The organism is Burkholderia sp. WP9 (assembly GCF_900104795.1).
Classification (GTDB): domain Bacteria; phylum Pseudomonadota; class Gammaproteobacteria; order Burkholderiales; family Burkholderiaceae; genus Paraburkholderia.
The window spans coordinates 293,915-317,192 of the sequence record NZ_FNTG01000001.1 but is presented as its reverse complement, the minus strand read 5'-3'; the positions used below and the strand labels follow the sequence as shown (position 1 = coordinate 317,192).

At 66.7% G+C, this 23,278-nt stretch carries 23 protein-coding genes; 13 read left to right on the top strand and 10 right to left on the bottom strand.

Annotation, left to right across the window (positions count from 1 at the left end):
* Positions 1–11 precede the first annotated feature (11 nt).
* From BLW71_RS01400 to BLW71_RS01360, 9 genes are all read right to left on the bottom strand, one after another.
* Positions 12–1,487: a helix-turn-helix transcriptional regulator gene (locus BLW71_RS01400; RefSeq protein ID WP_091792710.1), complete on the bottom strand. Its 1,476-nt coding sequence runs from the start codon at positions 1,485–1,487 to the stop codon at positions 12–14.
* Positions 1,488–1,675: 188 nt separating this feature from the next.
* Positions 1,676–2,557 (bottom strand): type III secretion system export apparatus subunit SctT, encoded by an 882-nt coding sequence (gene sctT, locus BLW71_RS01395; RefSeq protein WP_091792709.1) that lies wholly within the window; start codon positions 2,555–2,557, stop codon positions 1,676–1,678.
* Positions 2,554–3,081, bottom strand: a complete 528-nt coding sequence (locus BLW71_RS01390) for a hypothetical protein (RefSeq protein ID WP_091792708.1) — start codon at positions 3,079–3,081, stop codon at positions 2,554–2,556. Before BLW71_RS01390 ends, sctT begins: the two co-directional genes overlap by 4 nt.
* A complete protein-coding gene (gene sctN / locus BLW71_RS01385) occupies positions 3,081–4,430 on the bottom strand; it encodes a type III secretion system ATPase SctN (RefSeq protein ID WP_091792707.1) in 1,350 nt (449 codons plus the stop codon). Before sctN ends, BLW71_RS01390 begins: the two co-directional genes overlap by 1 nt.
* On the bottom strand, positions 4,427–5,248 hold the full coding sequence (gene sctL / locus BLW71_RS01380; RefSeq protein ID WP_091792706.1) for a type III secretion system stator protein SctL: 822 nt from the start codon (positions 5,246–5,248) through the stop codon (positions 4,427–4,429). The genes sctN and sctL overlap by 4 nt, the downstream gene beginning before the upstream one ends.
* Entirely contained in the window at positions 5,233–6,018 is a 786-nt protein-coding gene (locus BLW71_RS01375; protein WP_091792705.1) for a type III secretion protein HrpB4, read from the bottom strand. The genes sctL and BLW71_RS01375 overlap by 16 nt, the downstream gene beginning before the upstream one ends.
* Positions 6,019–6,036: 18 nt before the next feature.
* Positions 6,037–6,903, bottom strand: coding sequence for a type III secretion system inner membrane ring lipoprotein SctJ (gene sctJ / locus BLW71_RS01370; protein ID WP_091800223.1), 867 nt, complete (start codon positions 6,901–6,903; stop codon positions 6,037–6,039).
* Between the two features lie 77 nt (positions 6,904–6,980).
* Positions 6,981–7,379 (bottom strand): type III secretion protein HrpB2, encoded by a 399-nt coding sequence (locus BLW71_RS01365; protein WP_091792704.1) that lies wholly within the window; start codon positions 7,377–7,379, stop codon positions 6,981–6,983.
* Between the two features lie 51 nt (positions 7,380–7,430).
* A complete protein-coding gene (locus BLW71_RS01360) occupies positions 7,431–8,048 on the bottom strand; it encodes an HrpB1 family type III secretion system apparatus protein (protein WP_091792703.1) in 618 nt (205 codons plus the stop codon).
* Between the two features lie 303 nt (positions 8,049–8,351).
* Here BLW71_RS01360 and sctU point away from each other — a divergent pair, with 303 nt between their 5' ends.
* The 11 genes from sctU (at position 8,352) to BLW71_RS01310 (ending at position 18,564) form a co-directional block, all read left to right on the top strand.
* Positions 8,352–9,482 carry a type III secretion system export apparatus subunit SctU gene (sctU, locus tag BLW71_RS01355; RefSeq protein ID WP_091792702.1) on the top strand — a complete coding sequence of 377 codons (1,131 nt, stop codon included), beginning with the start codon at positions 8,352–8,354 and terminating at the stop codon, positions 9,480–9,482.
* Between the two features lie 11 nt (positions 9,483–9,493).
* Positions 9,494–11,599, top strand: a complete 2,106-nt coding sequence (gene sctV, locus BLW71_RS01350) for a type III secretion system export apparatus subunit SctV (protein WP_091792701.1) — start codon at positions 9,494–9,496, stop codon at positions 11,597–11,599.
* 10 nt (positions 11,600–11,609) lie between these two features.
* Positions 11,610–12,338, top strand: a complete 729-nt coding sequence (gene sctP / locus BLW71_RS01345; RefSeq protein ID WP_091792700.1) for a type III secretion system protein SctP — start codon at positions 11,610–11,612, stop codon at positions 12,336–12,338.
* The gene (sctQ, locus tag BLW71_RS01340; RefSeq protein WP_177204946.1) at positions 12,335–13,813 is read left to right on the top strand and encodes a type III secretion system cytoplasmic ring protein SctQ; all 1,479 of its coding nucleotides are present in this window, start codon (positions 12,335–12,337) and stop codon (positions 13,811–13,813) included. The genes sctP and sctQ overlap by 4 nt, the downstream gene beginning before the upstream one ends.
* Entirely contained in the window at positions 13,797–14,447 is a 651-nt protein-coding gene (gene sctR, locus BLW71_RS01335) for a type III secretion system export apparatus subunit SctR (RefSeq protein WP_091792698.1), read from the top strand. Before sctQ ends, sctR begins: the two co-directional genes overlap by 17 nt.
* A gap of 59 nt (positions 14,448–14,506) precedes the next feature.
* Complete coding sequence (gene sctS, locus BLW71_RS01330) at positions 14,507–14,770, top strand: type III secretion system export apparatus subunit SctS (protein ID WP_091792697.1); 264 nt, start codon at positions 14,507–14,509, stop codon at positions 14,768–14,770.
* A gap of 38 nt (positions 14,771–14,808) precedes the next feature.
* Complete coding sequence (locus tag BLW71_RS01325) at positions 14,809–15,894, top strand: hypothetical protein (protein ID WP_091792696.1); 1,086 nt, start codon at positions 14,809–14,811, stop codon at positions 15,892–15,894.
* A 153-nt stretch (positions 15,895–16,047) separates the two neighbouring features.
* The gene (locus tag BLW71_RS01320; protein ID WP_091792695.1) at positions 16,048–17,316 is read left to right on the top strand and encodes a hypothetical protein; all 1,269 of its coding nucleotides are present in this window, start codon (positions 16,048–16,050) and stop codon (positions 17,314–17,316) included.
* Positions 17,317–17,357: 41 nt separating this feature from the next.
* Positions 17,358–17,606: a type III secretion protein gene (locus tag BLW71_RS01315; RefSeq protein ID WP_091792694.1), complete on the top strand. Its 249-nt coding sequence runs from the start codon at positions 17,358–17,360 to the stop codon at positions 17,604–17,606.
* Between the two features lie 160 nt (positions 17,607–17,766).
* A complete protein-coding gene (locus BLW71_RS41505; RefSeq protein WP_177204927.1) occupies positions 17,767–17,934 on the top strand; it encodes a hypothetical protein in 168 nt (55 codons plus the stop codon).
* 174 nt (positions 17,935–18,108) lie between these two features.
* Positions 18,109–18,564, top strand: coding sequence for a CesT family type III secretion system chaperone (locus tag BLW71_RS01310; RefSeq protein ID WP_091792693.1), 456 nt, complete (start codon positions 18,109–18,111; stop codon positions 18,562–18,564).
* Positions 18,565–18,571: 7 nt separating this feature from the next.
* On the opposite strand, the gene BLW71_RS01305 is transcribed toward BLW71_RS01310, so the two are convergent.
* Positions 18,572–19,054 (bottom strand): hypothetical protein, encoded by a 483-nt coding sequence (locus BLW71_RS01305; RefSeq protein WP_091792692.1) that lies wholly within the window; start codon positions 19,052–19,054, stop codon positions 18,572–18,574.
* Between the two features lie 244 nt (positions 19,055–19,298).
* Here BLW71_RS01305 and BLW71_RS01300 point away from each other — a divergent pair, with 244 nt between their 5' ends.
* Positions 19,299–19,922 carry a GNAT family N-acetyltransferase gene (locus BLW71_RS01300; RefSeq protein ID WP_091792691.1) on the top strand — a complete coding sequence of 208 codons (624 nt, stop codon included), beginning with the start codon at positions 19,299–19,301 and terminating at the stop codon, positions 19,920–19,922.
* Between the two features lie 187 nt (positions 19,923–20,109).
* A complete protein-coding gene (locus BLW71_RS01295; protein WP_143048273.1) occupies positions 20,110–23,241 on the top strand; it encodes an ATP-binding protein in 3,132 nt (1,043 codons plus the stop codon).
* Positions 23,242–23,278: the final 37 nt, after the last annotated feature.

Below are 23,278 nucleotides of genomic sequence, written 5' to 3'. Positions count from 1 at the left end.
GCGCGGCGGCGCTATCGTTCGAGCGTCTCGGACGGCGCTTCATGAAACTGCTTGCGATAACCGTTGACGAGCGTCGAGCGGTTTTGCACGCCCCATTTACTCGCGGCGCCCAACACGCCGCGATCGCTCGAATACGACCGGTCGGTGAGTTCCGCGCGAATCCGCTCCATGCGTTGGCGCCGGATCAGTTCGGTCGGCGACAGGCCGAGGAAATTCTTGAACGCGCTTTGCAACGCGCGCTCGGTCACGCCGATCTCGGCCGCTACTTCGCGGACCGACAGATCACGCCGGTCGAGGTTGTCGAGCACGTAGCTGTACGCGCGGCGATACTTGGCAGGCAGACGCGCGCCGACATCGTCGAGCTGGGGCGAGGCCTTCGCGCCGCGCTGCAGGAACGGCGCGCGCGTTTGCGAATCTTCGCGCAGGCATTGCATGGCCACGAGCGCATAGCGGCTATAGAGTTGCAGCGACTCCTGCGCGCGGCCTTCGGCCTGGCGCGTTTTGGCGCTGCAGTAGAGATATTCGAGCTGACGGTGGCCGGTGGTGCCGTTGCGGCCGATCTGATGCAGCGGTTCGAGAATCGAGCAGGCCAGATGAGGCGCCGCGCCCGCCAGCGTCGCCAGCGCGATTTCAAGGCGCAGCGTGCGCTGATAGTCGCCGATTCCCTGCTCGCGCGACCAGTGCAGATGCTGCTGCAATGCGCCGATCGCGTCACGATCCGCGCAGGCGGCCAGACGCAGTTGCTGCAGGTAGTCGATGCGCGCGCGCAGCAGCGGCGAGCGTACGCCGAACACCGCGCGCGCGAGACTGTCCACGCTTGCATCGGCACCCCGGCCCGGCCGCGGCACGCGTTCGCTCGACAAGCCCGATTGCCAGTAGACATGATCGCGCAACGCCGTCGCGTTACGCACTTCCATCTGCACGGCGAGGTCGAAGCGCAGCGTGCCGAGCAACGCGTGCCAATGACCCGCTGCATCGTCGAGATCGCGCTCCACCCGTTCAACGAGATCGTCGATGGCGTCGACGGCTTCGCTCGTGCGGCCCAGTTCGTAGAGCACGCAGACAATGCCGAAGTGCGCTTCCACGGCGCGCGCCGGTTCGATGCCGGGCTCATCGGCCACACGTGAAAAGCACGCCAGCGCTGTGCCGAGGCGATGCCGGAAAAACGCCTGCCAGGCGGCGTTGCGGCACGACGCGGTACGAATGGCATGCTTGGACGAGCGACTCAGCTTTTGCGAACGACGGTAGTTCTCCTCGGCCTCGACTTCGATGCCGAGCATCAGTTGCATGTCGGCGTGCAGTTGCAGCGCATGCGGGGCGAATTCGGCGTGACCCGCTTCGTCGGCCCAGCGACTCGCGAGCTGGCTCGCGGCGTTCAGCTTGCCGTCGAGCAACGTCTCGAGAAAACGGCTGGACAATGCCGGGTGAGCAGACGGTGCGGGCGTCGCGAGCGCGGATACCACGGGGAAGTAAAGCATCGAGAACATGGACGACTCCTCTGAGTGCGGGAACGCGTCGCAGGCGACATGCGCGATGCGTCGAGTGGAGTCAATGTAGCGAGCCGCCTGAAGCGAAGTTTCAATTAATCTGATATTTGCGGCGCATTTGAGAAGGTTTGAGTTTTGCATCGATGCGGCCGCGCAGCCGCGTTTCGCCACGCATTCTCAACGCAAGCTCAAGGCTTGCCTGACGGCGTCGCAAGGTTCGGCGTGCTCGATGCGTTCGGTGTCGCCGAAGGGGCCGGCGTTTTCGTCTTTTCGTTCAGTACGCGAAACTGCGCTTCGAGACCGCGCAAGGTCACCTGATCGCGCACCTGGTCGACAAAGATGCCGACGAATAGCGCCAGCATCAACACCGTCACCGCGCCCTTGACCGGCTGACTGAGTGTCATCAGATCGAGCTTCGAGGCGGACTTCGCGGCAAAGCCGAAGGCGAAATCGACCAGCAGCAGAATGAACATCATCGGCGCGGCGAGCTTGGCAATGGTTTGCATCAGCGTGTCGGTCTGCGTGAGCACGAACGATTCGAGTATGTTCGATACGTTCGGCCCCGCCGACACGATCGGCCACCAGTGATACGACTCGTACAGCGTGCCGAGCAGAAAGGTCATGCCGCCGAGCGCCCAGAACGCGACGGCGGCGATCTGTCCGAGCAGCGTGGCGGTCGGCGTCGATTGCTCCTGACGGGTGGGATTGGTGATCTGCACGTTGTTATAGCCGGTCAGGTCGTCGATATAGGTGCCCGCGCCCTCCGCGACCCAGAACACGACCGAGGCCGCAAAGCCGATCACGAGTCCGATCAGCGCTTCACGCAACCCCACTTCCAGCAGCATGACGCCGTGCAGCGATTGCATGAACGCGACGGGCTGACCGTAAGCGACATAGGCGCTGAACAGCACGACCACGGCATTGCGCACCACGCCTTGCAGCAAACCGTCCGCGGTCGGCGGGAAGATGAACATCACGATGAACAGGCGCAGCGAGCACACGCCGATCAACGTGATGTAGCCGACGAGCAGCGTGCCGAGTTGCGGCAGCGCGGAAAAGATGTCGTTCATGGGTGCGCTCCGCGCGCCTGAAAACGTCGCGCCAGCGCGGTTTCTTCAGCCTCCTCGTCGCTCGCGTCGCTGGCGGCATTGTCCTGAACGCGGCGAATGTCGCGAATCCGCTCGCCGCATAAATCGATGCGGCCTTGATTCAGCGCGATGTCGCGTTGCGTCTGCGCGATCGCGGCGCTATTGCTCTTTACCGCGGCTTCGGCCTGCGCGAGTTCCGTTTCGAGTAGGCGCAACCGGTCGCTCACCACGCCGATATACAAACGGCAGTTGTTCAGATCGTCGAGCGAGAACGGCTCGCTGCCCGTCATCATGCCGTCCATGCGATGCTGGTAGAACTGCAGCACGCCAGCCTCGTGCGCGTGTCGCTCGGCCTTGGCATCACGCGCGGCTTCGAGTTGAAGTTGCACATTGCGCTGCGCCGCGAGCGTTGCGCGCAAGGTTTCGTCCAGACGCCGGCGCCGCGTGCACGATCGCTCGAGCGCGACGATGCGCCGCTGCTGCATGCCCATCGATCCTGCGGCCATCAGCCGAGCCCGCTCAATTCGTACAGCAGCGCTTCGGTATCGCCCGGCGTGGCGTAGTCGCCGGTGCGCTGCGACAGAAACGCCCTGATCGCATCGGCCTTGCCGATGGCTTCGTCGGCGAGCGGATTGGAGCCGGGCTGATACTCGCCGATCTGCAACAGCATCTCCACCTCGCGATGCTTCGCCATCAGTTCGCGAATCCGTGCCGCAGCCTGCACGTAGGCGTCCGGCACGACCTGCGGCATGACGCGCGACAAACTACCGAGCACGTCGATCGCGGGGTACTGGTTCTTCGCCGCGATCTCGCGCGAGAGAATCATGTGGCCGTCGAGAATGCCGCGCACTTCTTCGGCGATCGGGTCGCTGCCGCTGTCGTCTTCGGCGAGCACCGTGTAGAGCGCGGTGATCGAGCCGGTCTCACCCATCCCCGCGCGTTCCAGCAAGCGCGGCAATTCGGCGAAGATGGACGGCGGGAAGCCGCGTCTTGCGGGCGGCTCGCCGGCCGCAAGACCGATCTCGCGGCCGGCGCGCGCGAAGCGCGTCAGCGAATCCATCATCAGCAGCACGCGCTGACCGCGGTCACGAAAGTACTCGGCAATCGCGGTCGCGACGTAGGCCGCCTTGGCGCGCTCCATCGACGAACGATCCGAGGTCGCGCATACCACGACCGAGCGCGCCATGCCCTCGGGTCCGAGAATCAGCTCGACGAACTCGCGCACTTCGCGACCGCGCTCGCCGATCAGCGCGATCACGTTGACGTCGCACGAAGCGCCGCGCGCGAACATGCCGAGCAAGGTGCTCTTGCCGACGCCGGCCGGCGCGAAAATGCCCATACGCTGGCCCTCGGCGAGCGTCATCATCGCGTCGACGGCGCGCACGCCGGTCGGCAACGGCGCCTCGATCATGCGGCGGCTCATCGGATCGGGGGGCGCCGCGAAAATCGGCCGCAGCGTGTCGGAACGAATCGGGGGGCCGCCATCCACGGGTTCGCCGAGACTGTCGATCACGCGGCCGAGCAACATGTCGCCGACTTTCACCGCGAGCGAGCGGCCGAGACCGATTACCTGAGTCGAGCGCGAAATGTTTTCGAGGCGCGAGAACGGCGAGAGCAGCGCGACCTCGCGTGTGAAGCCGATCACCTCGGCATGCTGAAGCAACGTTCCGTTCGGCGCGCGCAATTCGCACAACTCGCCGAGCGACAGATCGAGACCGGCTACCTTGATCAGCGTGCCGATCGCCTCCAGTACTTTGCCGGTGCGCGTCACGCCCGGAACAGCAAGAATCTCGCGTTCGATCTCGTCGGTAAGCCGGTCGAAATCGATCGTCCGGGTGAACCACGGCGTGCTCATGCCGCTTCCCCGTCAGCGCGACTCTCGTAGTCGTCGGCGTCGTTATCCGCATCGACGCGCGCCCGCTCTTCACCCTGGGCATCGGCTTCTTCCACCGAGCGTTTCAGCGCGCGCGACACGGCGCTGCGCATCGCGCGCAATTGCGTATCGAGGCTCGCGTCGACGGTGCCGAAGTCGGACTCGCACACGCAACTGCCGGGCTCGAGCCGCTTGTCCGCCATCACCGAAAGCGGTATGGGCTGACCGAGATCGCGCCAGCGCGAGGCAAGCCGGTCGAAGGTGGCCTTGGCCTCGGCATAGTCGTCGGGGTGGACCGCGACACGCAGGTAGGTCGCGCCTTCCACGATGCGGTCGACGGTGGCGAGCGCCCGCTCGAACAATGCCTCGTGCCGCTCCACGCGCACGATCTGCTCGACCGCCGACGCGACGATCTGCGCGAGCCGCTCGCGCATGCGGATCTGCAACTGGCTCTGCGCGTCCGCGACGTCGGCGAGACGCTGCATCCAGTCGGCGAGCGCGCGGTCGCAGCCGTCGCGATAGCCCTGCTCGCTGGCGGTGTCGTATTCGCGCTGCGCCTGTTCGGCGATGGCCGCGGCCCGCGCATGCCCCGCGTCGACGATGCTCGCCGCCTCCTCGCGCGCGCTCGCAAGCAGCGCATCGCGATCGGCGGCGAGCGCCGCATACGCCGCATCGATCGAGACCAGTTCGCCGAAGGTCGCACGGGGAATCACATCGGCGGCCGCGCCGACCCGGGCTGACGAACCACAGACGTCGATATCGCCCAGGGCGGAGCGCGCGTGCTTCAACCAAATAGCCATGCAAACTCCGGTAGCAGATCGGATAGACGCGCGAATAGCCTGGCGGAACCGGGCGCGTCGAGCTCGTCGGGCACGCACGCGAGCCATGCCGGCGTGAGCAGCGCGCGCGGCAACGCGAGCCTCAGCAAGGGAAACGCCACACGCATGCTGTCGTTCGCACTGCCTGCACCGTTTGCTGCGTTGACCCGGCCCAGGTCACGCAGGAGCAACGCACAGCCTTCCGCCGCCAGCGTGCCGGCATCCAGTGCCGTCAACGGCGGCATCGCCGCCCGCGCGGCCAATCGTGCGATATCGGGCGCATCGGCGAGATGGGCGTCCTGAGTGAGGCGGTCGATGCCCACACCCGTCCATTCCGAGAGTTGCGATCGCGTGCGCTTGTCGATCAAGCGGCGCACCTCGGCGCGCCGGAACGACAATGCGCGCATGCGCAGAACCTGGAGCGAGCGACCGGCCGGCAGCACGTCGAGCAGCACCGCATTGGGCTGAGCCGTGCCCGCGGGCGAGGGCTTCAGCGCGGCATGAGTCAGCGAGGCGAACGCAGGCGGCCTGACGCCGGCGGCATCGGCGAGGGCATGGGAACAGGCTTCGACGGCTGCTGCGCCGGCACGCTCGAGCGCGCCCTGCCAGTGTTGCAACTGCACCGCATTGGCGCCGAGCAAGGCGGCGCTCCAGGACGGATCGGCCCAGCGCGCCACGCTCGCAAGGTTGCGGCGATAGCAGTCGAGCGCCGCGGCCACCCGCATGAAAGGCAAATCGGTCGGGGCGTTCATCGCAGCCGCTTCGCCGGATCAGTTCGCGGGGCGCAGACGGCGCAAGCGCGCGAGCAATCCAGCCATGCGGCCGCTCGCGGGTTCGCCCGCTGCATGGCCCCCCGTCGCAGCACTGCCCGTTTTGCCGCCCGTTTCGCCGCCCGTCTTACCGCCCGGCCGCCCCGCCAGTACGCCACGGCGCGCGAGCACCAGCAGCGCGGTCGCGACGAGCACGACCACGCCGGCCAACACACCCATCAGCCACGCCGGCATGCCATTGCTCTGCGGCAGTTGCGAGTATTCGACCGGGTCCGCCGCGACCGCCGTCACGCTGACCTGATCGTAGGTGAGCCCTTCCACGCTATGCATGACGAGCGTCTTGATCTGCGGCACCAGCGCGCCAATGTCCGAGTCGCGCCGATATTTGATGAACACCGCCGCCGACGAAGGCTTGATGGTCTGCGCCAGCGGGTCGTTGTTCGGCAACACGATCTGCACGCGTGCGACCAGCACGCCGTCGATCTTCGACAAGGTCGACGACAACTCCTGCGAGGTGCCGTAGATAAAGCGCACGCGCTCCTCGGTCGGCGTCGAGACCAGACCGTCTTTCTTGAACAGCGCGCCGAGGTCGTCGAACTTGTTGTGCGGCAGACCGCGCGCGCGCAGCACTTCCATCGCACGCACCATCTGCGCGTCGTCGACGTCGAGCGACCAGGTCTTGCCCGCATCCGACGTATCTTTCGACGCATCCACGCCGCGCTCCAGCAGCGCGACCACCATCTCGTTGACGTCCTGCTCGGACAGGTTGCCGTACAGCTCTTTCTTGCAGCCGCTCAGCAGCACGCACAACGCGAGCACGCAGACGAACGGTGTGGCGCGGCGGCGAATCGGCAGGCGGTCGAACATGGTGGCGGCGTCTCGCATCGAGTGCTCAGGGTTCGCGCAGGCGCTGCGCCACCGGCGGGGTGGCGTGCGCAGGTGAGCTACTGGTTCTTCATCAGCGTTTCGATCGCCGACTTCGACGAATCCACCACGCCCATCTTCGCTTCCAGGTCGAGTTGCGTGCTGGCGAGTTCGAGCGTCATGCGGATCGTGCCCGCGCTCATCTCGTTCATGGTCATGGTCGGCGCCTGCTGGGCGAGTTGCAGCGCATCGTTGACGGTGTGCTGCAACTCGGCGTCCTGCGACGCCACCAGCTTCGAGGCGACCGCGGTGCCGTCCTGCTGCGGCGTGGCGGGCGCGCTCATCGGCGCCTTCTGCATCAGCGACTGGAACCTGTCGGCCAGCTCGGGCGTGGTCTGCGCGGCCGGCGCGGCGCCCGCGCCTTGCGACATCTGCTCGAGCGAGGCCTGCAAGGCGGTCGTGGTGGCATTGACAGTCATGTGCGGCTCCGGAAACAGGTGGAAAAACCAGTCGCGGCCTGGCGGCGAAAATCAGGCGCGCAGGAAGGACTGGTGCGCGTAATCGGCAGTGACCGGCGCGGGCGAGACCGGCGCAGATGAAACCGGCGCGGACTGAGCGCCCGGCTGGATTTCGGACTCGACATGCCCGGCCGTTTGCGCGTCGAACTCCGCCAGCGCCTCCACGGATTTCGGCGTGACGAACTGGCCGCCGGCGCGCTTCACCTTCATTGCGTTAAGCAGGTCTTCGCGCGCTTCGAGCGCGCGAACCAGCGATTGCGTGTCGCGTGTCGGATTGTTTTCCATGGCTTCGGTCGCGCATTGCTTCCAGTCGGGGTCGCCCTTCGCGGAGAGACAGAACGCGAGCAGCGCCTTGGCGTAGCCGAAGCGCGGCGCGTTCTCGCCGACCTGGCGCAGCACGTGGATAGCGTCGTCCCAGTGGCCGCGCACCATATGCAAAATGCCGTCGAGCGTGTCGATCTCGGCAACCCGCGGACGCAGCACACGCAGCGCATCGAGCACGAGTTCGATGTCGTACGGGTCGGCCGACACCTTCGGGAAATTGCTGAGCAACGCGGTCGACACGGTTTCGATCAGGCCGCCGACGACATCGGGGCTGCAGTTCAGATATTCCGGCGTGCTGACGGTCATGGCGAGGGGCTCCTGACAGAAGCGTTGAGGTCGACCGGGCCGTTTGCAGCCGGTCGGAAGGGATGACGCAAACATAGCAACCGGCACGCGGCGGCAAGCCGCCGGATGCGAAGTGAGCGCATGCGATGCGAAGCCGGACGCCCGCTTCGTAATGCGCGCGCCCGCTTCGCTTCGACGGGCTCGCGCGAAGACAGCGGGCGCTATCGTCAGGCGGAATAAGCGGCGCCTGCCTCGCGCTCGATGCGTGAACCCGCCGCCTGCCCCGCCCGCCCACGCCCTTCTTCCCATTGCGCCCGAGCCGACATGAGCGACGAAAAGACCGAAGAGCCAACCCAGAAAAAGCTGCGGGACGCGCGTAAGGACGGTCAGGTGTCCCGCAGCAGCGACTTGACCGATTCGATCTCGATGTCGGCGGTCGTGTTGTTGCTGATGGCCGGCGCGAGCCACTTCAGCGATGCGATGCGCGAAGCGGTGCTGATCGCCACGGGCTTCGTGAACGGCGATCATTCTCTGACCAATCTGCAGACGCAGTTCTACAGGATCGGCGGCCTCGCGCTGTCGGCGATCGTGCCGTGCATCTGCATTGCAGCGCTCGCCGCGATCGCCGGTTCGATCGGCCAGGTCGGCATGCAGATCGCCACCAAACCGATCACGCCCGATCCGAAGGCCGTCAGCCCGATGGCGGGCCTCAAGCGGATTTTCTCGGTTCGCACGCTGATCGAGTGCGCGAAGATGATCGTCAAGGCGGTGATCGTGTTCTGCGTGATGTGGCAAACCATCAAGTGGCTTTTTCCACTGATCGTCGGCTCGCTGTATCAGCCCCTGCCGGAACTCGCGCGCATGTTCTGGGACCTGCTGATCAAGCTCTTCATGGTTGCCGCGGCCGTATTCGTGCTGGTCGGCGCCGCCGACGTCAAGCTGCAAAGCTTCATGTTCCTCAAGAAGATGAAGATGTCGAAAGACGAGGTCAAACGCGAGCACAAGAATCAGGAAGGCGATCCGCGCATCAAGGGCGAACGGCGGCGCCTCGCGCGCGAAATGCTGAATGCGCCGCCGCAATCGAAAGTCGGCATGGCCAACATGATGGTGGTCAATCCCACTCACTATTCGGTGGCCGTGCGCTACGCGCCCGACGAACATCCGCTGCCGCGCGTGATCGCCAAAGGCATGGACGAGCACGCCGCCGAGCTGCGCCGTGCGGCTCGCGACGCGGGCGTGCCGATCATCGGCAATCCGCCTGTTGCGCGGGCGCTGTACAAGGTCGGCGTCGATCAGCCGATTCCCGAAGAATTGTTCGAGACGGTCGCGGCGATTCTGCGCTGGGTCGATGCGATCGGCGCGCGCCGCGCGTCGGGCGAGCCGGCCGTTGACGCCGCGGCGCCTGCCGATCCCTCCGCCACGCACCTGCCCGGTCCGCCACCCGCCCTCCACTGACGAGACCCACCATGCTGAAGACGCTGAAACTTCCTGCCGGCGGTGAAATCGGCATCGTGGCGCTGATCGTCGCGATCATTTCGCTGATGATCCTGCCCCTGCCGCCGACGCTGATCGACATTCTGCTCGGCGTGAACATCACGATCAGCGTGACCTTGCTGATGGTGACCATGTATGTGCCGGACGTGGTGTCGCTCTCGGCATTTCCTTCGCTGCTGCTGTTCACCACGCTGTACCGGCTGTCGCTGAACATCGCGTCGACCAAGTCGATTCTGTTGCATGCGGAGGCCGGCCATATCATCGAGAGCTTCGGCGAACTGGTGGTGGGCGGCAATCTGGTGGTCGGGCTGGTGGTGTTCGTCATCATCACCACGGTGCAATTCATCGTGATCGCGAAGGGTTCGGAGCGGGTCGCCGAAGTCGGCGCGCGCTTCACGCTCGACGCGCTGCCGGGCAAGCAGATGAGTATCGACGCCGACCTGCGCGCCAATCTGCTGACCGCGGAAGAAGCGCGCCGCAAACGCGCGACGCTCGCCGTCGAAAGCCAGTTGCACGGCGGCATGGACGGGGCGATGAAGTTCGTCAAAGGCGATGCGATCGCCGGATTGATCATCACGATGATCAATATCGTCGCGGGGATCGCAGTAGGTGTGGCCTATCACAACATGAGCGCGGGCGAAGCGGCGGATCGCTTTTCGATTCTCTCGGTCGGCGATGCGATGGTGTCGCAGATTCCGTCACTGTTGTTGTCGGTGGCGGCCGGCGTGATGATCACGCGCGTCGCGGATGAACGGCAGCTCAAGCCCGGTTCGCTCGGCGACGAGATCGGCCGCCAGCTCGGTTCCAGTTCGCGCGCGCTGTATTTCGCCGCCGTACTGCTGCTGGGCTTTGCCGCGGTGCCCGGCTTTCCCGCCGCGCTCTTCCTGCTGCTCGCGGGCACACTCGCCTTTACCGCATGGCGTCTGAACGCAAAGAAGCCGCAGCAGCAGAACCACGAACGCGAATCGCTGCACGCCATGCAACGCTCGGGTTCGAAGATCGACGTGCCCGCGATTCTCGCGCGCGCACCGCAGTTCACCTGCCCGCTCGGCGTTCGCATCGCGCCGGACCTGGTCGCCCGGCTGACCATGCCGGCACTCGACAAGTCGTTCGAAACCGAACGCGCGCGCTTGCAGGAAGAACTCGGCCTGCCGTTTCCAGGCATCACCATGTGGACCTATGCCGCGCTGCCGCCCTCCACCTGCCAGATCCTCGTGCACGATGTGCCGCAACTCACGCTCGAGCTCCCCGCCGGCAAAGTGATGTTGCCCGAAGCCAGCCTGCTCGCGCATTCGGCCGCACCCGTCACGCTCACGAGCGAAGAAAGCCGGGCCATGGACGCGCTCATCGCTCAAAGCGAACCGGGACCGCCGCTCGACACGAGCGGCACGCCGACGCGCTGGCTCGAAGAGCGCGCGGTGCCGCCCAAAACACCGGTATGGCGTGCGGAACAGGCCCTCGCGCATGCGTCGGTGGCGCTGATGCGGCGCCACGCGCCGCTCTTTCTCGGCATTCAGGAAGTGCAGTGGATTCTCGATCAGCTGGCGGGCGACTATCCGGGCCTCGTTGCCGAAGTGCAGAAGGTGCTGCCGCCGCAACGGATCGCCGACGTGCTGCGCCGCCTGCTCGAAGAGCAGATCTCGATCCGCAATGTCCGCACGATCATGGAGAGTCTGATCGCGTGGGGACCGAAAGAGAAGGACATGCTGATGCTCACAGAATACGTGCGCGGCGATCTCTCGCGCTTTCTCGCGCATCGTGCCGCGAGCGGCGCGCGAACCTTGTCGGCGGTGCTGTTCGACATGCCGGTGGAGCAGCATATCCGTCAGTCGATCAAGCAGACGCCGACCGGCAATTTCCTCGCCTTGCCGCCCGACGAAGCCACCTTGCTGATCGACAAGATCCAGTCCTTCGTCGGCGCCGCGCCGCGCGACGGCGTGGCGCTGGTGACGTCGATGGATATCCGCCGTTACGTGCGGCGCATGATCGAGGCGCGGCTCGGCTGGCTCGCGGTGTATTCGTATCAGGAACTCGGCGAGCACGTCGAATTGCAGCCGCTCGGCCGCGTGTCGATCTGAGGCCGTCGCCATGACGCATATCGTTTCGCGCCACGTGCGCGTGATTCCCGGCGAGGTGGACAGTGAAACGCCCGATGAAACCGACGCATCCATGGGCTCGCGTCGACCGGGTGGACGGGGTTTCGACTATGCGTCGCTGCTCGGACGGCGGCGTGCATTGCAGCGGCTCACCGGCAAGGCGAATACCGATGCGCATGCAGGCTCGCAAGGCGGTGACGACGACGCCCTCGAAGTCGGCGCGCAGGCGACTGCTCCGCCCGCACCGCGCCCGTTCGCGCACAGCGGCGGCGATGCGGCCGCGGACGCTTCCGCGAACGTCGCCTGCGGCGCTCACGCGGATTCTTCAGGCGCGGCTGGCATGCCCTCGCCCGAGCGTCTGGCGATCGGCGCGCGCGTCACCGATGCCGCGGCGCCGGTCGTGACCGCCGTCTACCGGCAGCAGCAGCGCTTCGTGCAACTGCTCGGCTCGCTTGCGCGGGAGATCGGCGCGTTCTGCGGCGATCCTTCGATTGCCGAAGCCGGCAACTGGGAAGTGCAGTTGCCGCTCGATCAGACACTGCTGCCGCAGACCACGCTGTATCTGACGCTTTCGCGTTTCAGTCTGCAGCTTCGGTTCGACACGCCGGATACGGCGACGAGGCAACTACTCTTGGAACACAGCGCACTGCTCGAACGAGAACTCGACACGTTGCTGCGCGCGTGGGGTGAAGCCCGCGAAATCGAACTCACGGTCTGGTGACAGATTCCCTACGCATGGCCTATCCGCTCGACGAGCCGACAACCGAAGACGAAACCGCGACCGATCCGCATGCCGCGCGTGCGCGGCGAGCGGACATGGCACGTATTGCGGGCGACGTGGGGGTTGCCGGAGCGCCGGTTGCATCGGTTGCATCGGTCGCTTTTGTGGCGCCGGTCGCTTCGATCGCACCCATCGCATCTGTCGCGCCAGTCGCGCCAATCGCGCCGCTGCGTTTGCCTGCGGTCACGCCCGCCGCCGCTCGCGTGACACGCACGCTTTGCGATGCGCGCGTCACAGGATATCTGCATGCGGCGCTCGGCGTCACCGAATGGCAAGCGGCCTTGGTCGATACACACAGCGTCGATGCGGCTTATGCGGACCCCGGCGTCATCGAACTGACGTTCGCGCCTCAGAACGCCATATCCGCCGTCGCCGTGCGCGTGGCCCTCGACCTGCACGCCTATCCGGCGCTCGCCATCGCCGCGTGGCCGGACAGCGACGCACATGCAGAGAAGCCGCCCACCGATGTCGCGTTGCGCCACGCGGTCGCCGGCGTCGTGCTGGAACCGCTGTTCGAGCGATTGATCCGCGTGGGCTTCAAGGGTCCACGCGTCATAGCGGTTCGCCGTGGCCACCTGAGCGACGCGATTTCGACGCGCAGGCCAACGGGCGAGGCTTCGGACGTTTCGCCTGTCGTGGCGCTTTCGTTCGCACTCGATGAACGCCGCCATCGGATCGCGCTCAGCGCCGATCCCGCGTGCTACGACCTGCTCGACCGGCTATTGCGTACCGAACCCACTGCTTTGGCGCCATCAGCCGTGGCGCCCGCCGCGGATGTTTCGGGCGCGTCATGCACATCGGTCGAAACCTCCGCATCCTTCGCTCAGGCAACCCGAACCGCCTTCGACCTCGCCGTCCCCGGTTGCCTGATTCTCGGGCTCAAGCGCTTGCCCGTCGACACGCTGAACGCGCTGGAACCGGGCGACGTGCTGCTGCGCGCCACCTTCCCTTCGCTCGATGCAACGCTGCTCGATGCCTCGAACGACTTATCTGCTTCCCATGCGCGGCCGCGTGCCGTCGCCGCGTGGGGAACCCCTGGGCTCACCCGTTTGTGTGCCGCTGTGGAAATCGACGGGCCGTCGCTCGTCATCGTCAAGGAGCCGAACATGTCAGAAGAGCTGGACCCGGCGAGCGCCGACGCCGGGCTCGCCATCGACGACCCCGCCGATCCCATCCGGATCGGCGAACTCGAGCTGCCGGTGCAGTTCGAGATCGACACGGTGGCGCTACCGCTCGCCCAATTGTCGACGCTCGGCCCCGGCTATGTGCTCGAGCTGCCCGTGCCCGTGGCGGACGCCCAGTTGCGGCTCGTCGCGCACGGACAGACCATCGGCTATGGCGAGCTGGTGACGGTCGGCGAGCATCTCGGTATCCGCATCATTCGCATGGCGCACAGGCATGGTCCAATTCAGTGATATCACCGGGCTGCTGCTGGTCGTCGTCGCGATCAGCCTGCTGCCCTTCGTTGCCATGGTCGTCACGTCTTACGCGAAGATCGTCGTGGTGCTGGGGCTGTTGCGCAATGCGCTCGGCGTGCAGCAAGTGCCGCCGAACATGGTGCTCAACGGCATTGCGATCCTGGTCTCCATCTACGTGATGGCGCCGATCGGCATGCTCGCCGAAAAATCGCTCGAAGGCCAGCAGCTCGCGGCGCAACCTTCGCAGGCGCTGATCCAGGCGTTCGGCGCGGCACGCGAGCCGTTCCGCGCGTTCCTCGTCAAGCACACGAACGAGCGCGAAAAACGCTTCTTCCTGCGCTCCGCTTCCGTAGTGTGGCCGAAGGACGAAGCCGCGCAGATCAAGGAAGACGATCTGATCGTGCTGGCGCCCGCCTTCACGCTGACGGAAATGACCGACGCGTTCAAGATCGGCTTTCTGTTGTACATCGCGTTTATCGTCATCGATCTGATCATTGCCAACGTGCTGCTCGCGATGGGCCTCAATCAGGTCACGCCAACCAACGTCGCGATTCCATTCAAGCTGCTGCTGTTCGTCGTGATGGACGGCTGGTCGACGTTGATCCACGGTCTCGTGATGTCCTACAGGTAGCGCAGTTTCCGAAGTCACGCATCAGGACAATCAGCCGGAAAACCCGCAGGAAAACTCACATGGAAATCGATTCGCTGATCCGGTTCACCACCGAGGGCATGCTGCTGTGCCTGACCGTTTCGCTGCCGGCGGTGATCGTCGCGGCGGTGGTCGGGCTAGGCGTGTCGTTCCTGCAGGCGATCACGTCGATGCAGGACCAGACGCTGTCGCACGCGGTCAAGCTAATCGCGGTGACGGTGGCGATCGTGGTCGCCGCACCGCTGTCGTGCGCGGCGATTCTGCATTTCGCCAACGAAATGATGCAGGCGGCCGTGCCGCTGTAAAGCGGCGCACTGCCTGACCCACCCGCGAGGCGATCGACATGAGCCGCATCTCTCATCAAGGCAGCGAGACGGCCGCGGCCCAGGCGCAGCACGTCGCCCAGGCGCAGCAGAAAGCCGCCAACGCGCAAGGTGCGCGCAACGGTGCGCAGTTCGCGGCGCTGTATCGCGGCACCACCAATTTCACTTATGGCAGCGACGCCCAGCGTGGTCCGTCGGTGAGCTCGGTCCGCGCAAAGAGAATGGCGGATCAGCTGGCGCGCAAGCGGCGCGCCGCGAAGAAGCAGCGCGGCAACAGCGCCGCGCTCGACGACGACGGCCCGGACGACGCCGAAGCGCATCATGCCGAGGGCCAGAAGGTCAACCGCGACGGCGGCGGACGTGGCGGCGGCGGAAATCACTCACAAGGCGATCACGGCGACGAGCATGATGCCGGCGCGGCGCCGGCGATCAAGGCGCGCGGCGATCGCGGCGCAGTGCCGCCTCCGCCGCCCGGCCGGCTCGACGCGATCGCTGCGCAGTACGCGCAGCCGGGCCAGGAAATCGCGCGCGCCGCGGCGGTGCGCGACGCATGGCGCACCGATATGTTGAACCTGCGCGAGCAGTTGGCCGGCAATCCACAGATACCGCTAGACGCGCGCGTGCTGGAACAGGCGATCGACCTGCTTGGCGTGCAGCAGAAAATCGGCAGCATTGCGGCGTCACAGCCGGGGACCGGGTGCGGTGTGGCCGCGTTGCGTGAGCGCGCCGGCGGCCCGGTATCCGAGGGTGCTCGCCAGAGTGTTACCCGACTGCCGGCGCCGGAACGGGTGCAGCGTTTCAACCTGCTGTTTCCGTTGTTATGGCTGCATGCCGACAAACCGTCCAACGCGCCGCAACTCGCCCGCTCGATCGACACGTTATGCGCGCTGCGGGTTGGCGCGCTCGGTCGGTCGGCGGGGCCGGGGGCGGCGCAGACGCCTGGAACCTCCCCGGGGGCGCTCGATTCCCGCACGGCGCAGTCGGCCGCGGCAACAGGCGCCCATGCGGCGGCACCCGGCGCGGCGCAGCCGTATTCGACCTCGACCTCGACCTCGCCATCGTCACCACCGGGCGCGCGCCGCGCCTTTCCCGGCGGCAGCCGCTAGGCGTTTTGCCGTGCGGCTTCGCATCCCATGCGGCGCCTTCGCATCCGCTGCGGGACATGCCATGACGGGCAGCTACATTAAGGTCGATCGGGCCGCTTGCGCCGTGCGCCGCGCGCGCCCCGGCGGTCCACCCACCCACCTTGTGCGAGCACGATGAAACTGCTGCGGATACTGACGGGCGTTCACGCGGGAGCGCATTTGCAGCTCACGCCGGGCACGCACCGTGTCGGCGCCGACGACGACGCCGACATCCGCCTCACCGACTGGCGGGGCGCGGATGCGCTGCTGCACGTCGACGCGAGCGGCGTGGTCAGCGCGCAACGCGTGGCATTGGCGCAGGCGCCGGGCACGGCGGACGCGCAGCCGGCCGGCGCCGAAGAAGTGGTGCTGCTGGTGGACTTCGTGCCGATGCAATTCGACGACATGATCCTGTGCGTCGGGGCGGACGATGCCGTGTGGCCGTCCGATCTCGATCTGCTGTCGATGCTGCTGACCCGCCCCGCCGAAGCGCGCTTCGCGGCCGAGCGCAAAAAACGCCGCCGTTATGTGGGCGCCGTGGTGGCGTGCTTCGTGCTCGGCATCGTGATCATCGCCGGTTCGCTGCTGACCACCACGCAGATGAGCCGCGCCGCCCTGCCGCGCAATGCCGACGACCGCGCGCAGCGCGTCAGCGAGGCATTGGCCGCGGCCCATGTGAGCGGTTTGCAGGCGCACGCGGTCGGCAGCACCGTCGTGGTGACCGGCATGGTGACGAGCCCCGCGGACGACGACGCCGTACGCAACCTGCTCGCGCGCATTTCGACGACGGGCATCTCACGCAATTACGACGTCGCGCAGAACGACGCACGCAGCATCGAGGATTCGCTCGGCGTTGCCGGCGCTCACGTTCGCTATCTCGGCGACGGCAACTTCGCGGTGACCGGCGCCGTCAGCAGCCGCGCCGATCTCGACGCCGCGCTGGCGCGCGTGCGCGCGGATCTCGACGCAAACGTGAAGAACGTGGTGGTCGAGGCCGCCGAGAACGCTAACGTCGCCGCGGGCAATACGACCCCAGCGTCGTACTCCGAAATGATTTCCTCCGACGACGTCCGGTACGCGCAGACGCCGGACGGCGTCAAGCATATCTACGCGGTCGATCCGCCGGCATCGGAAAGCGATGCGGCGAACGCGGCTTCGGCTACGGGGGGCGCAAGCGGCGCGGCGCTTACCAATGGCAATGGCAACGGCAACGGCAATACAGACGCGAACGGCAACCCGCAAGCCGCGCACGCGGCAGCCGCGGCGACCCCATCGCATCGGATCAGCCCGGCCAACCCCTCGGTCGTCGACAACGACACCGTCACCCGCAGCGCGGCCGGCGTCGTGCCGCTACCCGACCCCGCCACGCTGCCACCTGCGCAGCCGCGCGGTCCGTCCAGCTGATTCAACATCCGCACACCGCCCCGTTCAATCTGGAGATCGACATGTACGAGCAACTCGAAGCCCACGCCAGCGAATTCAACGACTTGCAGAAGACGCTCGCCGATCCGGACGGCGCGCCGAAGGTGGAAGCGATCCGTCAGGCGCTCGACGCAACCGCGCAGCGCATCAGCGAAATCCAGGGCGCAACCGACCTCGATCGCAACAATCTGGCGAAGCTCTACCGCGGCTTTCTCGCTGCGTCGCGGGTGATCGCGCGGCTGCAGGAAAAACAGGCCGGCGCGCACGCCTGATCAGGCGACGCGACCGCTCACCGCGAGTCTCGTGCGCATCACGCACCAGGCCCCGCGGGCAACGCGCTTGCCGCGGCGGCCTGCTCTCACGAGCAACCGGCGCGGCGGCAGGTCTCGATACAGGCCACTCACTCTCTACCCATAGTCACTGGAGGTTTTTATGTCAGTAGGAAGCGCAGGCGGAATGATGGCTGGTCTCACGCAGGAAATGGACCAGATGACGATGATGTCCGCCCAGATGCAAGTCGAGCAAAGCATGTATGCATCGGTGGCGAACGTCGCAAAGAGCGGCGCAAACAACGTCAAGGATGCTTCGCGCGGCAGCTAGGCATCGCAGCTACGGGCCGCTCGCCGTTGGCGGCGGTCCGCACACGGCCGATCCCGCTTCGCGCGGGGTACGGCCGTCCTATTTGCAACGTTCCCGGCATTCGCCGCAGGTGGCACGCGGCTCGCGTCCGCGGCGCGCCGAACCCCGCGCGCATCGCCCAGTCAAGGTACGAGGATGAGCAGCGAGCGTTACACCAGTCTGATCATGGACCTGTGCGCGACCGTCGGTCTCGGCGACGCGGAGCATGTGCTGCGCACACGGTCGATCGAGGTCGAAGGCTTCGACGTGCGGCTCGACTATTTCGAGCGCGACCTCGACGCGATGTATGCGAATTTTCATTTCGGCACGGTGACGGCCGGGCGCACGCTCGTCATCTTCCGGCTCATGCTCGAAGCCAACCTGCTGATCTATGCGCAGGACCAGGCGCAATTGGGACTGGATACGGACACGGGCGGCGTGGTGCTGGTCCTGCGCTTGCCGTTCGCCGACGGTCTGAACGGCGAAGGGCTCGCCGATCTGCTCGCCCACTACGCGGAGCATGGCCGCTACTGGCGGCAGAACATCGTCGAATCGAGCGACGAGATGTTTGAAGGCATCGCTTCCGGGGAGTTTTTCTGGCTGCGGGCCTAAGCCCGCCTTAGCCCTTCGACGCTTCTTCGATATTGCGCGCGCCCTGCTTCAACAGCTCCGCGATCTGGTTGACCGCCGCCTGCTCCAGTTGCATCACGCCGCCCAGCACGTTCAACCCTGCCGAGGCCAGACCGGTGGTGTTGGTCGCCACATTCGCCGCGCCCTGCGCCAGCCCGCCTTGCGCCAACGCGCCGAAGCGGCCGGGGCTGGCTGGCCCGACGCCCGGCATTGCGCCGACACCTTGCTGAGGCACCGCAGGCCGGGCCGCCGCTGCAGAGCTGTTCGCCGCGAAAGAAGCGCCCTTGCGCTTGCCGCTTGCCTCGCCGCTGCCGTTGGCGGCCAGCTGGCTGAGACTTGCATTCGCCTGCTGACTGGCATGCGCCTGCCCATCGACAGGTGGGCGGCCGCCGCTGTCAGGCGACGACTGGGTGCCGACGTTGGAGAGCGGCAGCGTGCTGCTCGAGCGTGAAATCGACGGGGAATCCGGCATGGTGCGAGGCTCCTGATGGCAATGCGCGCTGCGGTGACGAAGCGCGGGACGGGACGTCGAACAGGCATTCTGTTCGACCTTACAGCCGGCGTACGACACTCGCGGCCACAGTGCGAACCGGTGTGCACCGAAGCGAAGCCGGAGACAGCTTCGCCCCCCCTTACGCCGGTTCGCGGCCCGTCGTGCGCAAGTCACACGCGGGCCGCACACTGCGCGGGTTCGCCGCTCATTCGGAGTCCGACTCATGCGCTTCATCCCGCTCGACAGCATGGAAACGCCTTATCTGCGGCTGCGCCCGCTCACCCTCGCCGATGCCCCCGCCCTGTTCGATCAGATGCTCGGCGACGCCGGCACGATGCGCGACCTGCCGGTGCCGCGCCATACCGGCGTGGCGCAGACCGTCGAATTCGTCGACGAGGCGCTACGCGGCTGGAAGGACGGCAGCCTGATCCGCTACGCGCTCGAATGCAAGGAAACCGGTCGGCTGACCGCGCTGATCGAATTGAAGCCGACGCTGCCGCGCGTGGAGATCGGTGTGATCATCAGCCGGCATGGCGGCGCCCGACGCCGCCGGGCAGGCATACTCGCGTTGCAGGAACTGATCGACTGGCTGATCGAACAACCCGGCGTGTACCGCGTCTTCGCCTGCTGCGCCGTGGATGGCGCCGCGCATAGCTCGATGGAGCGCCTCGGTTTCGTTCAGGAAGCGATATTGACCAATCACGAGCCGCGGCCGAACCGCGGCCTCGCCGCCGCTCATAGCTATCTTTACGCCTTGACGCGCCCCGCAGCGGTGCCGCCGGAGCCACCCAGCGAAGGCGTCGCGTGGCTGCGCAACACGATGCAGTGGGATCTCGCGGACGCCTGACGGAGTCGATCCGCGCCGACGTGCAGCCCGAGCCGGAATGAAGAAGTGTCCGCTACCCAAGCAATTGTTCACTTCCCGAGCGATAATACAAAGGTCTGACGAATACCGCACCGCGGTCTTTCGTTATGCGTGCCTCGCGAGTACCCCTCGCCGGTGGACCGAAACACAACTACGCCGGAGACCCCTCATGTCGCTACCGCGACTCACCGGTCAGGTGATCGCCTTTTCGCGATTCTGGCTCGCGCGCGAAGTGGGCCTGCTGATTTCGGACGGCGCCGTCATCGAACTCGGCGCGCGCCCGTTCGCGATGCTCGCTGCCCTGCTCGAGGCGCGCGGCCGCGTGGTGTCGACCGCCGAGTTGCGCGAAATCGTCTGGCCGGGCAGTAATGTCGACGCGAACACGGTGCAGGCGCAAATCTCCGCGATCCGCCGCGCGCTCGACGACGACCGCGATCTGATCGTGACCGTGGCCGGCCGCGGTTACCGCTTTGCGGGTGAAATCCGCGTACTCGAAACGCCCGACGCCGGACTCGATCTTCCGGTGGCGAATGCCGGCAGCATTGCCGCGTCGCTCGCCACCGCGTTCGCGGCGACCGCCGCGGCCAGCCCACCGATCTCGGCGGAACTCACGTTCGGTTCGCAGCACGTGGCGTCCTATAGCGCGACGTGGCGTGGCGTCGGTTCGGGCTCCGCGCGTCCCGGCTATGCCAAAACCGCTACCTCCGCGCGGCTCACGCCGGTCACCGCCGCATCGAGCCTGGCCGCCGCAGCCGCACCGCCGGCTTCCGCATTTCCGGCGTTGCTGCCGACCAGCGCCGTCACGTCGCTGCGCTCGCAGATCATCGACCCGTCGCCGTTTATCGGCCGTCATGCCGAGTTGTCCGAATTGCTCGCACTGGTGCCCACGCGCCGCATCGTCACGCTGACCGGGGCGTCCGGTGTCGGCAAAACGCGCCTCGCGATCGAAGCGGCGAGCCGCCTCGCGCCACATTTTCCGGACGGTGATTTTTGTGCGGCGCTTGCCTCGCTCGCACAGCCCGACCGCATTGCAAATGCGATCGGTGCGGCCGTCGGCCTGGAGCCGGATAGCGAGTTGTCGATGCCGGCCAACCTGGCCGCACAGATCGGTGAACGCCGCATGCTCCTGATCGTCGATCACTGCGACCATCTGAGCGAAGCGGCGGCCGAGCTCATCGATACTCTGGTGGCAAACACAGGCGGCTTGCATGTGATCGCCACCTGCGAGTCGCCGCTTTTCATCGGCGGCGAAACGGCCGTGCCGGTGGCCGCGTTGCGCGCGCCGCCCGAGCAGATCGACGGCACGCCCGCCACGCTCGACTACGACGCGCTGCGTTTGCTCTTCACGCGGCTCGCGCACTGTCTGAAGCCGGCCGCTTTGCATGCACCGCTGCCCGAAGCGGACAGCATCGCGCCGGCCACCTTGGCGGCGGCCGCGCTGATTTGCCGGCGGGTCGATGGCGTGCCGTTCGCGCTCGAACTCGCTGCGGCGACGATCGCCGGACAAGTGCGCGCGGGCGTGCCGCCGGAAGACGCGATCGTGGCGTTCGCGCGCGAACTCGATACGGTGATGACGCATCGCGGCGGCGGCCGCCGCATCGTGCTGCCGCGCGCGGCGATCGTTCACGTCATGCTCGACCTGTCGTATGCCGCGCTCGACGCCCCGACCCGCACCATGCTGCGCCGGCTCGGTATTTTCGCCACCGCGTTCTCGCACGACGCCGCCTGCGAAATGCTCGGCGCGTTCGGCAGCGACTACGGCTTCGGGCCTCCCGAGCCGCGCCTGCTGGAACGCCAGCTTCACACACTGATGGATGCGGGTCTCGTGAATACGGTCGACTGCGACGGTGCCTTGCGGCTGCGCCTGCCGCCCGCCGTGCGCCGCTTTGCGCTCGACGCTCTCGAGCGGAACCGCGAAAGCGCCGAGGCCGATCTGCACCACGCGCAGTTCGTCGCCCGTGACATGGCGCGCCGCTTCGGCGCGGGTGTCGCGATGGCCCGCGCGCATAGCCGCCACGATATCGACGCGCTGCGCGCGGCGCTCGAATGGGCCGTCTCGGTCGACAAGGTGGAACTGTGCATCGAGTTGCTCGACAACACGGCGCCGATGTGGGGCGCGCTCGCGCTCGTCGACGAATATATCGGCTGGGTGCGCGCGGTGCTGGCGCGCGTGGACAGTGTGTCGATGCGCCGTATCCGCGATGAGATGCGCCTGCGCGCCGTGCTCGCGCGCGCGCTGATGCTCAAGCGCAGCGCGTCGAACGAGATCGTCGAGAGTTGGCAGCGCACCTACGAGCTCGCCAATATCTGCGCCGACACGCCGTACCGCCTGCGTGCGCTGTTCTGCCTCGTGATGTGCGCGCTCGACGCCGGCGAAGTCGAACATTGCCGGCGCCTCTCCGGCGAATTCAGCGAAATTGCGCCGGTGACGCACAGCCAGGCGGTGAGCATCAACGCGCAGCGCATCGAAGGCATCGTCAAGGCGTATGCGGGTGAGTTCGATACCGCGATCCGCCTGCTCGCGCCGGTTGTCGGGCTCAACGACGAAGCCGCCGCCGAGATCGACGAAGACGTCAGCCGCGAGGCCAATGCGGTGGCCACCAGTTATGGGCTGTCGCTGCATCTCGTGGCGCGGGCGATTCACGCCGTCGCGCTGTGGCTGGTCGGTCAACCGCATATGGCCGCGCCCCTGCGCGTCACGATCCGCGATCCCGCCGACGAGAGCGAACCGCTCGCGGGCTGCATCGCGCTCGCGCTCGCCTGCGCGCTTGCCGCACTCGACGACGACATTGCGCTCACCGAGTCCTGCGCGGCGGCGCTGGTGACGCGAGCGCGAGCAGCCGGCGTCAAACGCTGGCTGCGTCTCGGCCTCGACTTTCAACTTTGGCTCGACGCCCGGCGCGGCGATCAGGACGCCTCGCGGCGGCTGATTACCGGCGCGATGAAGCGGATTGCGCGCGAACGCATCTATGTGCCCGACATCGCCTTTATCGCCACACTGCTGCCGCGCATCGCGCTGCAAGACGAACCTGAATTGGCGGCATCCCTCGGCGCGACGCTCGGTGAAGCGGTCAGCCGCAGCGAGCGCACCGGCGAGCTCTGGTACGTGCCGGAACTGCTGCGTCTGATTGCGATGGTGCGTCTGCGCGGCGGCGAAGATCCACGGGTGGTCAGGCCGCTGCTCGAAGACGCGCTGCTGCGCGCCCGGCACCACCGCGCGCGAAGGCTCGAACTGCGCATCACCGTCGATCTCGAAGCGCTCGATGCATCCGCGCCCGAGGGGCTGCTTCGCGCAAGATGACTTCGCTTCGCACCCTGCCTGGGGGTGTCACATGCGC

Coding starts and splice junctions, on each gene's coding strand:
- sctS (WP_091792697.1), top strand. CDS start 14,507: ATGGAAATCGATTCGCTGATCCGGTTCACCACCGAGGGCATGCTGCTG.
- BLW71_RS01360 (WP_091792703.1), bottom strand. CDS start 8,048: ATGACCGTCAGCACGCCGGAATATCTGAACTGCAGCCCCGATGTCGTC.
- sctR (WP_091792698.1), top strand. CDS start 13,797: ATGGTCCAATTCAGTGATATCACCGGGCTGCTGCTGGTCGTCGTCGCG.
- BLW71_RS01315 (WP_091792694.1), top strand. CDS start 17,358: ATGTACGAGCAACTCGAAGCCCACGCCAGCGAATTCAACGACTTGCAG.
- BLW71_RS01305 (WP_091792692.1), bottom strand. CDS start 19,054: ATGCCGGATTCCCCGTCGATTTCACGCTCGAGCAGCACGCTGCCGCTC.
- BLW71_RS01325 (WP_091792696.1), top strand. CDS start 14,809: ATGAGCCGCATCTCTCATCAAGGCAGCGAGACGGCCGCGGCCCAGGCG.
- sctV (WP_091792701.1), top strand. CDS start 9,494: ATGCTGAAGACGCTGAAACTTCCTGCCGGCGGTGAAATCGGCATCGTG.
- BLW71_RS01320 (WP_091792695.1), top strand. CDS start 16,048: ATGAAACTGCTGCGGATACTGACGGGCGTTCACGCGGGAGCGCATTTG.
- sctL (WP_091792706.1), bottom strand. CDS start 5,248: ATGGCTATTTGGTTGAAGCACGCGCGCTCCGCCCTGGGCGATATCGAC.
- BLW71_RS01300 (WP_091792691.1), top strand. CDS start 19,299: ATGCGCTTCATCCCGCTCGACAGCATGGAAACGCCTTATCTGCGGCTG.
- BLW71_RS01365 (WP_091792704.1), bottom strand. CDS start 7,379: ATGACTGTCAATGCCACCACGACCGCCTTGCAGGCCTCGCTCGAGCAG.
- BLW71_RS01295 (WP_143048273.1), top strand. CDS start 20,110: ATGTCGCTACCGCGACTCACCGGTCAGGTGATCGCCTTTTCGCGATTC.
- sctP (WP_091792700.1), top strand. CDS start 11,610: ATGACGCATATCGTTTCGCGCCACGTGCGCGTGATTCCCGGCGAGGTG.
- BLW71_RS01400 (WP_091792710.1), bottom strand. CDS start 1,487: ATGTTCTCGATGCTTTACTTCCCCGTGGTATCCGCGCTCGCGACGCCC.
- sctJ (WP_091800223.1), bottom strand. CDS start 6,903: ATGTTCGACCGCCTGCCGATTCGCCGCCGCGCCACACCGTTCGTCTGC.
- BLW71_RS41505 (WP_177204927.1), top strand. CDS start 17,767: ATGTCAGTAGGAAGCGCAGGCGGAATGATGGCTGGTCTCACGCAGGAA.
- BLW71_RS01390 (WP_091792708.1), bottom strand. CDS start 3,081: ATGGCCGCAGGATCGATGGGCATGCAGCAGCGGCGCATCGTCGCGCTC.
- sctT (WP_091792709.1), bottom strand. CDS start 2,557: ATGAACGACATCTTTTCCGCGCTGCCGCAACTCGGCACGCTGCTCGTC.
- BLW71_RS01310 (WP_091792693.1), top strand. CDS start 18,109: ATGAGCAGCGAGCGTTACACCAGTCTGATCATGGACCTGTGCGCGACC.
- sctN (WP_091792707.1), bottom strand. CDS start 4,430: ATGAGCACGCCGTGGTTCACCCGGACGATCGATTTCGACCGGCTTACC.
- sctU (WP_091792702.1), top strand. CDS start 8,352: ATGAGCGACGAAAAGACCGAAGAGCCAACCCAGAAAAAGCTGCGGGAC.
- BLW71_RS01375 (WP_091792705.1), bottom strand. CDS start 6,018: ATGAACGCCCCGACCGATTTGCCTTTCATGCGGGTGGCCGCGGCGCTC.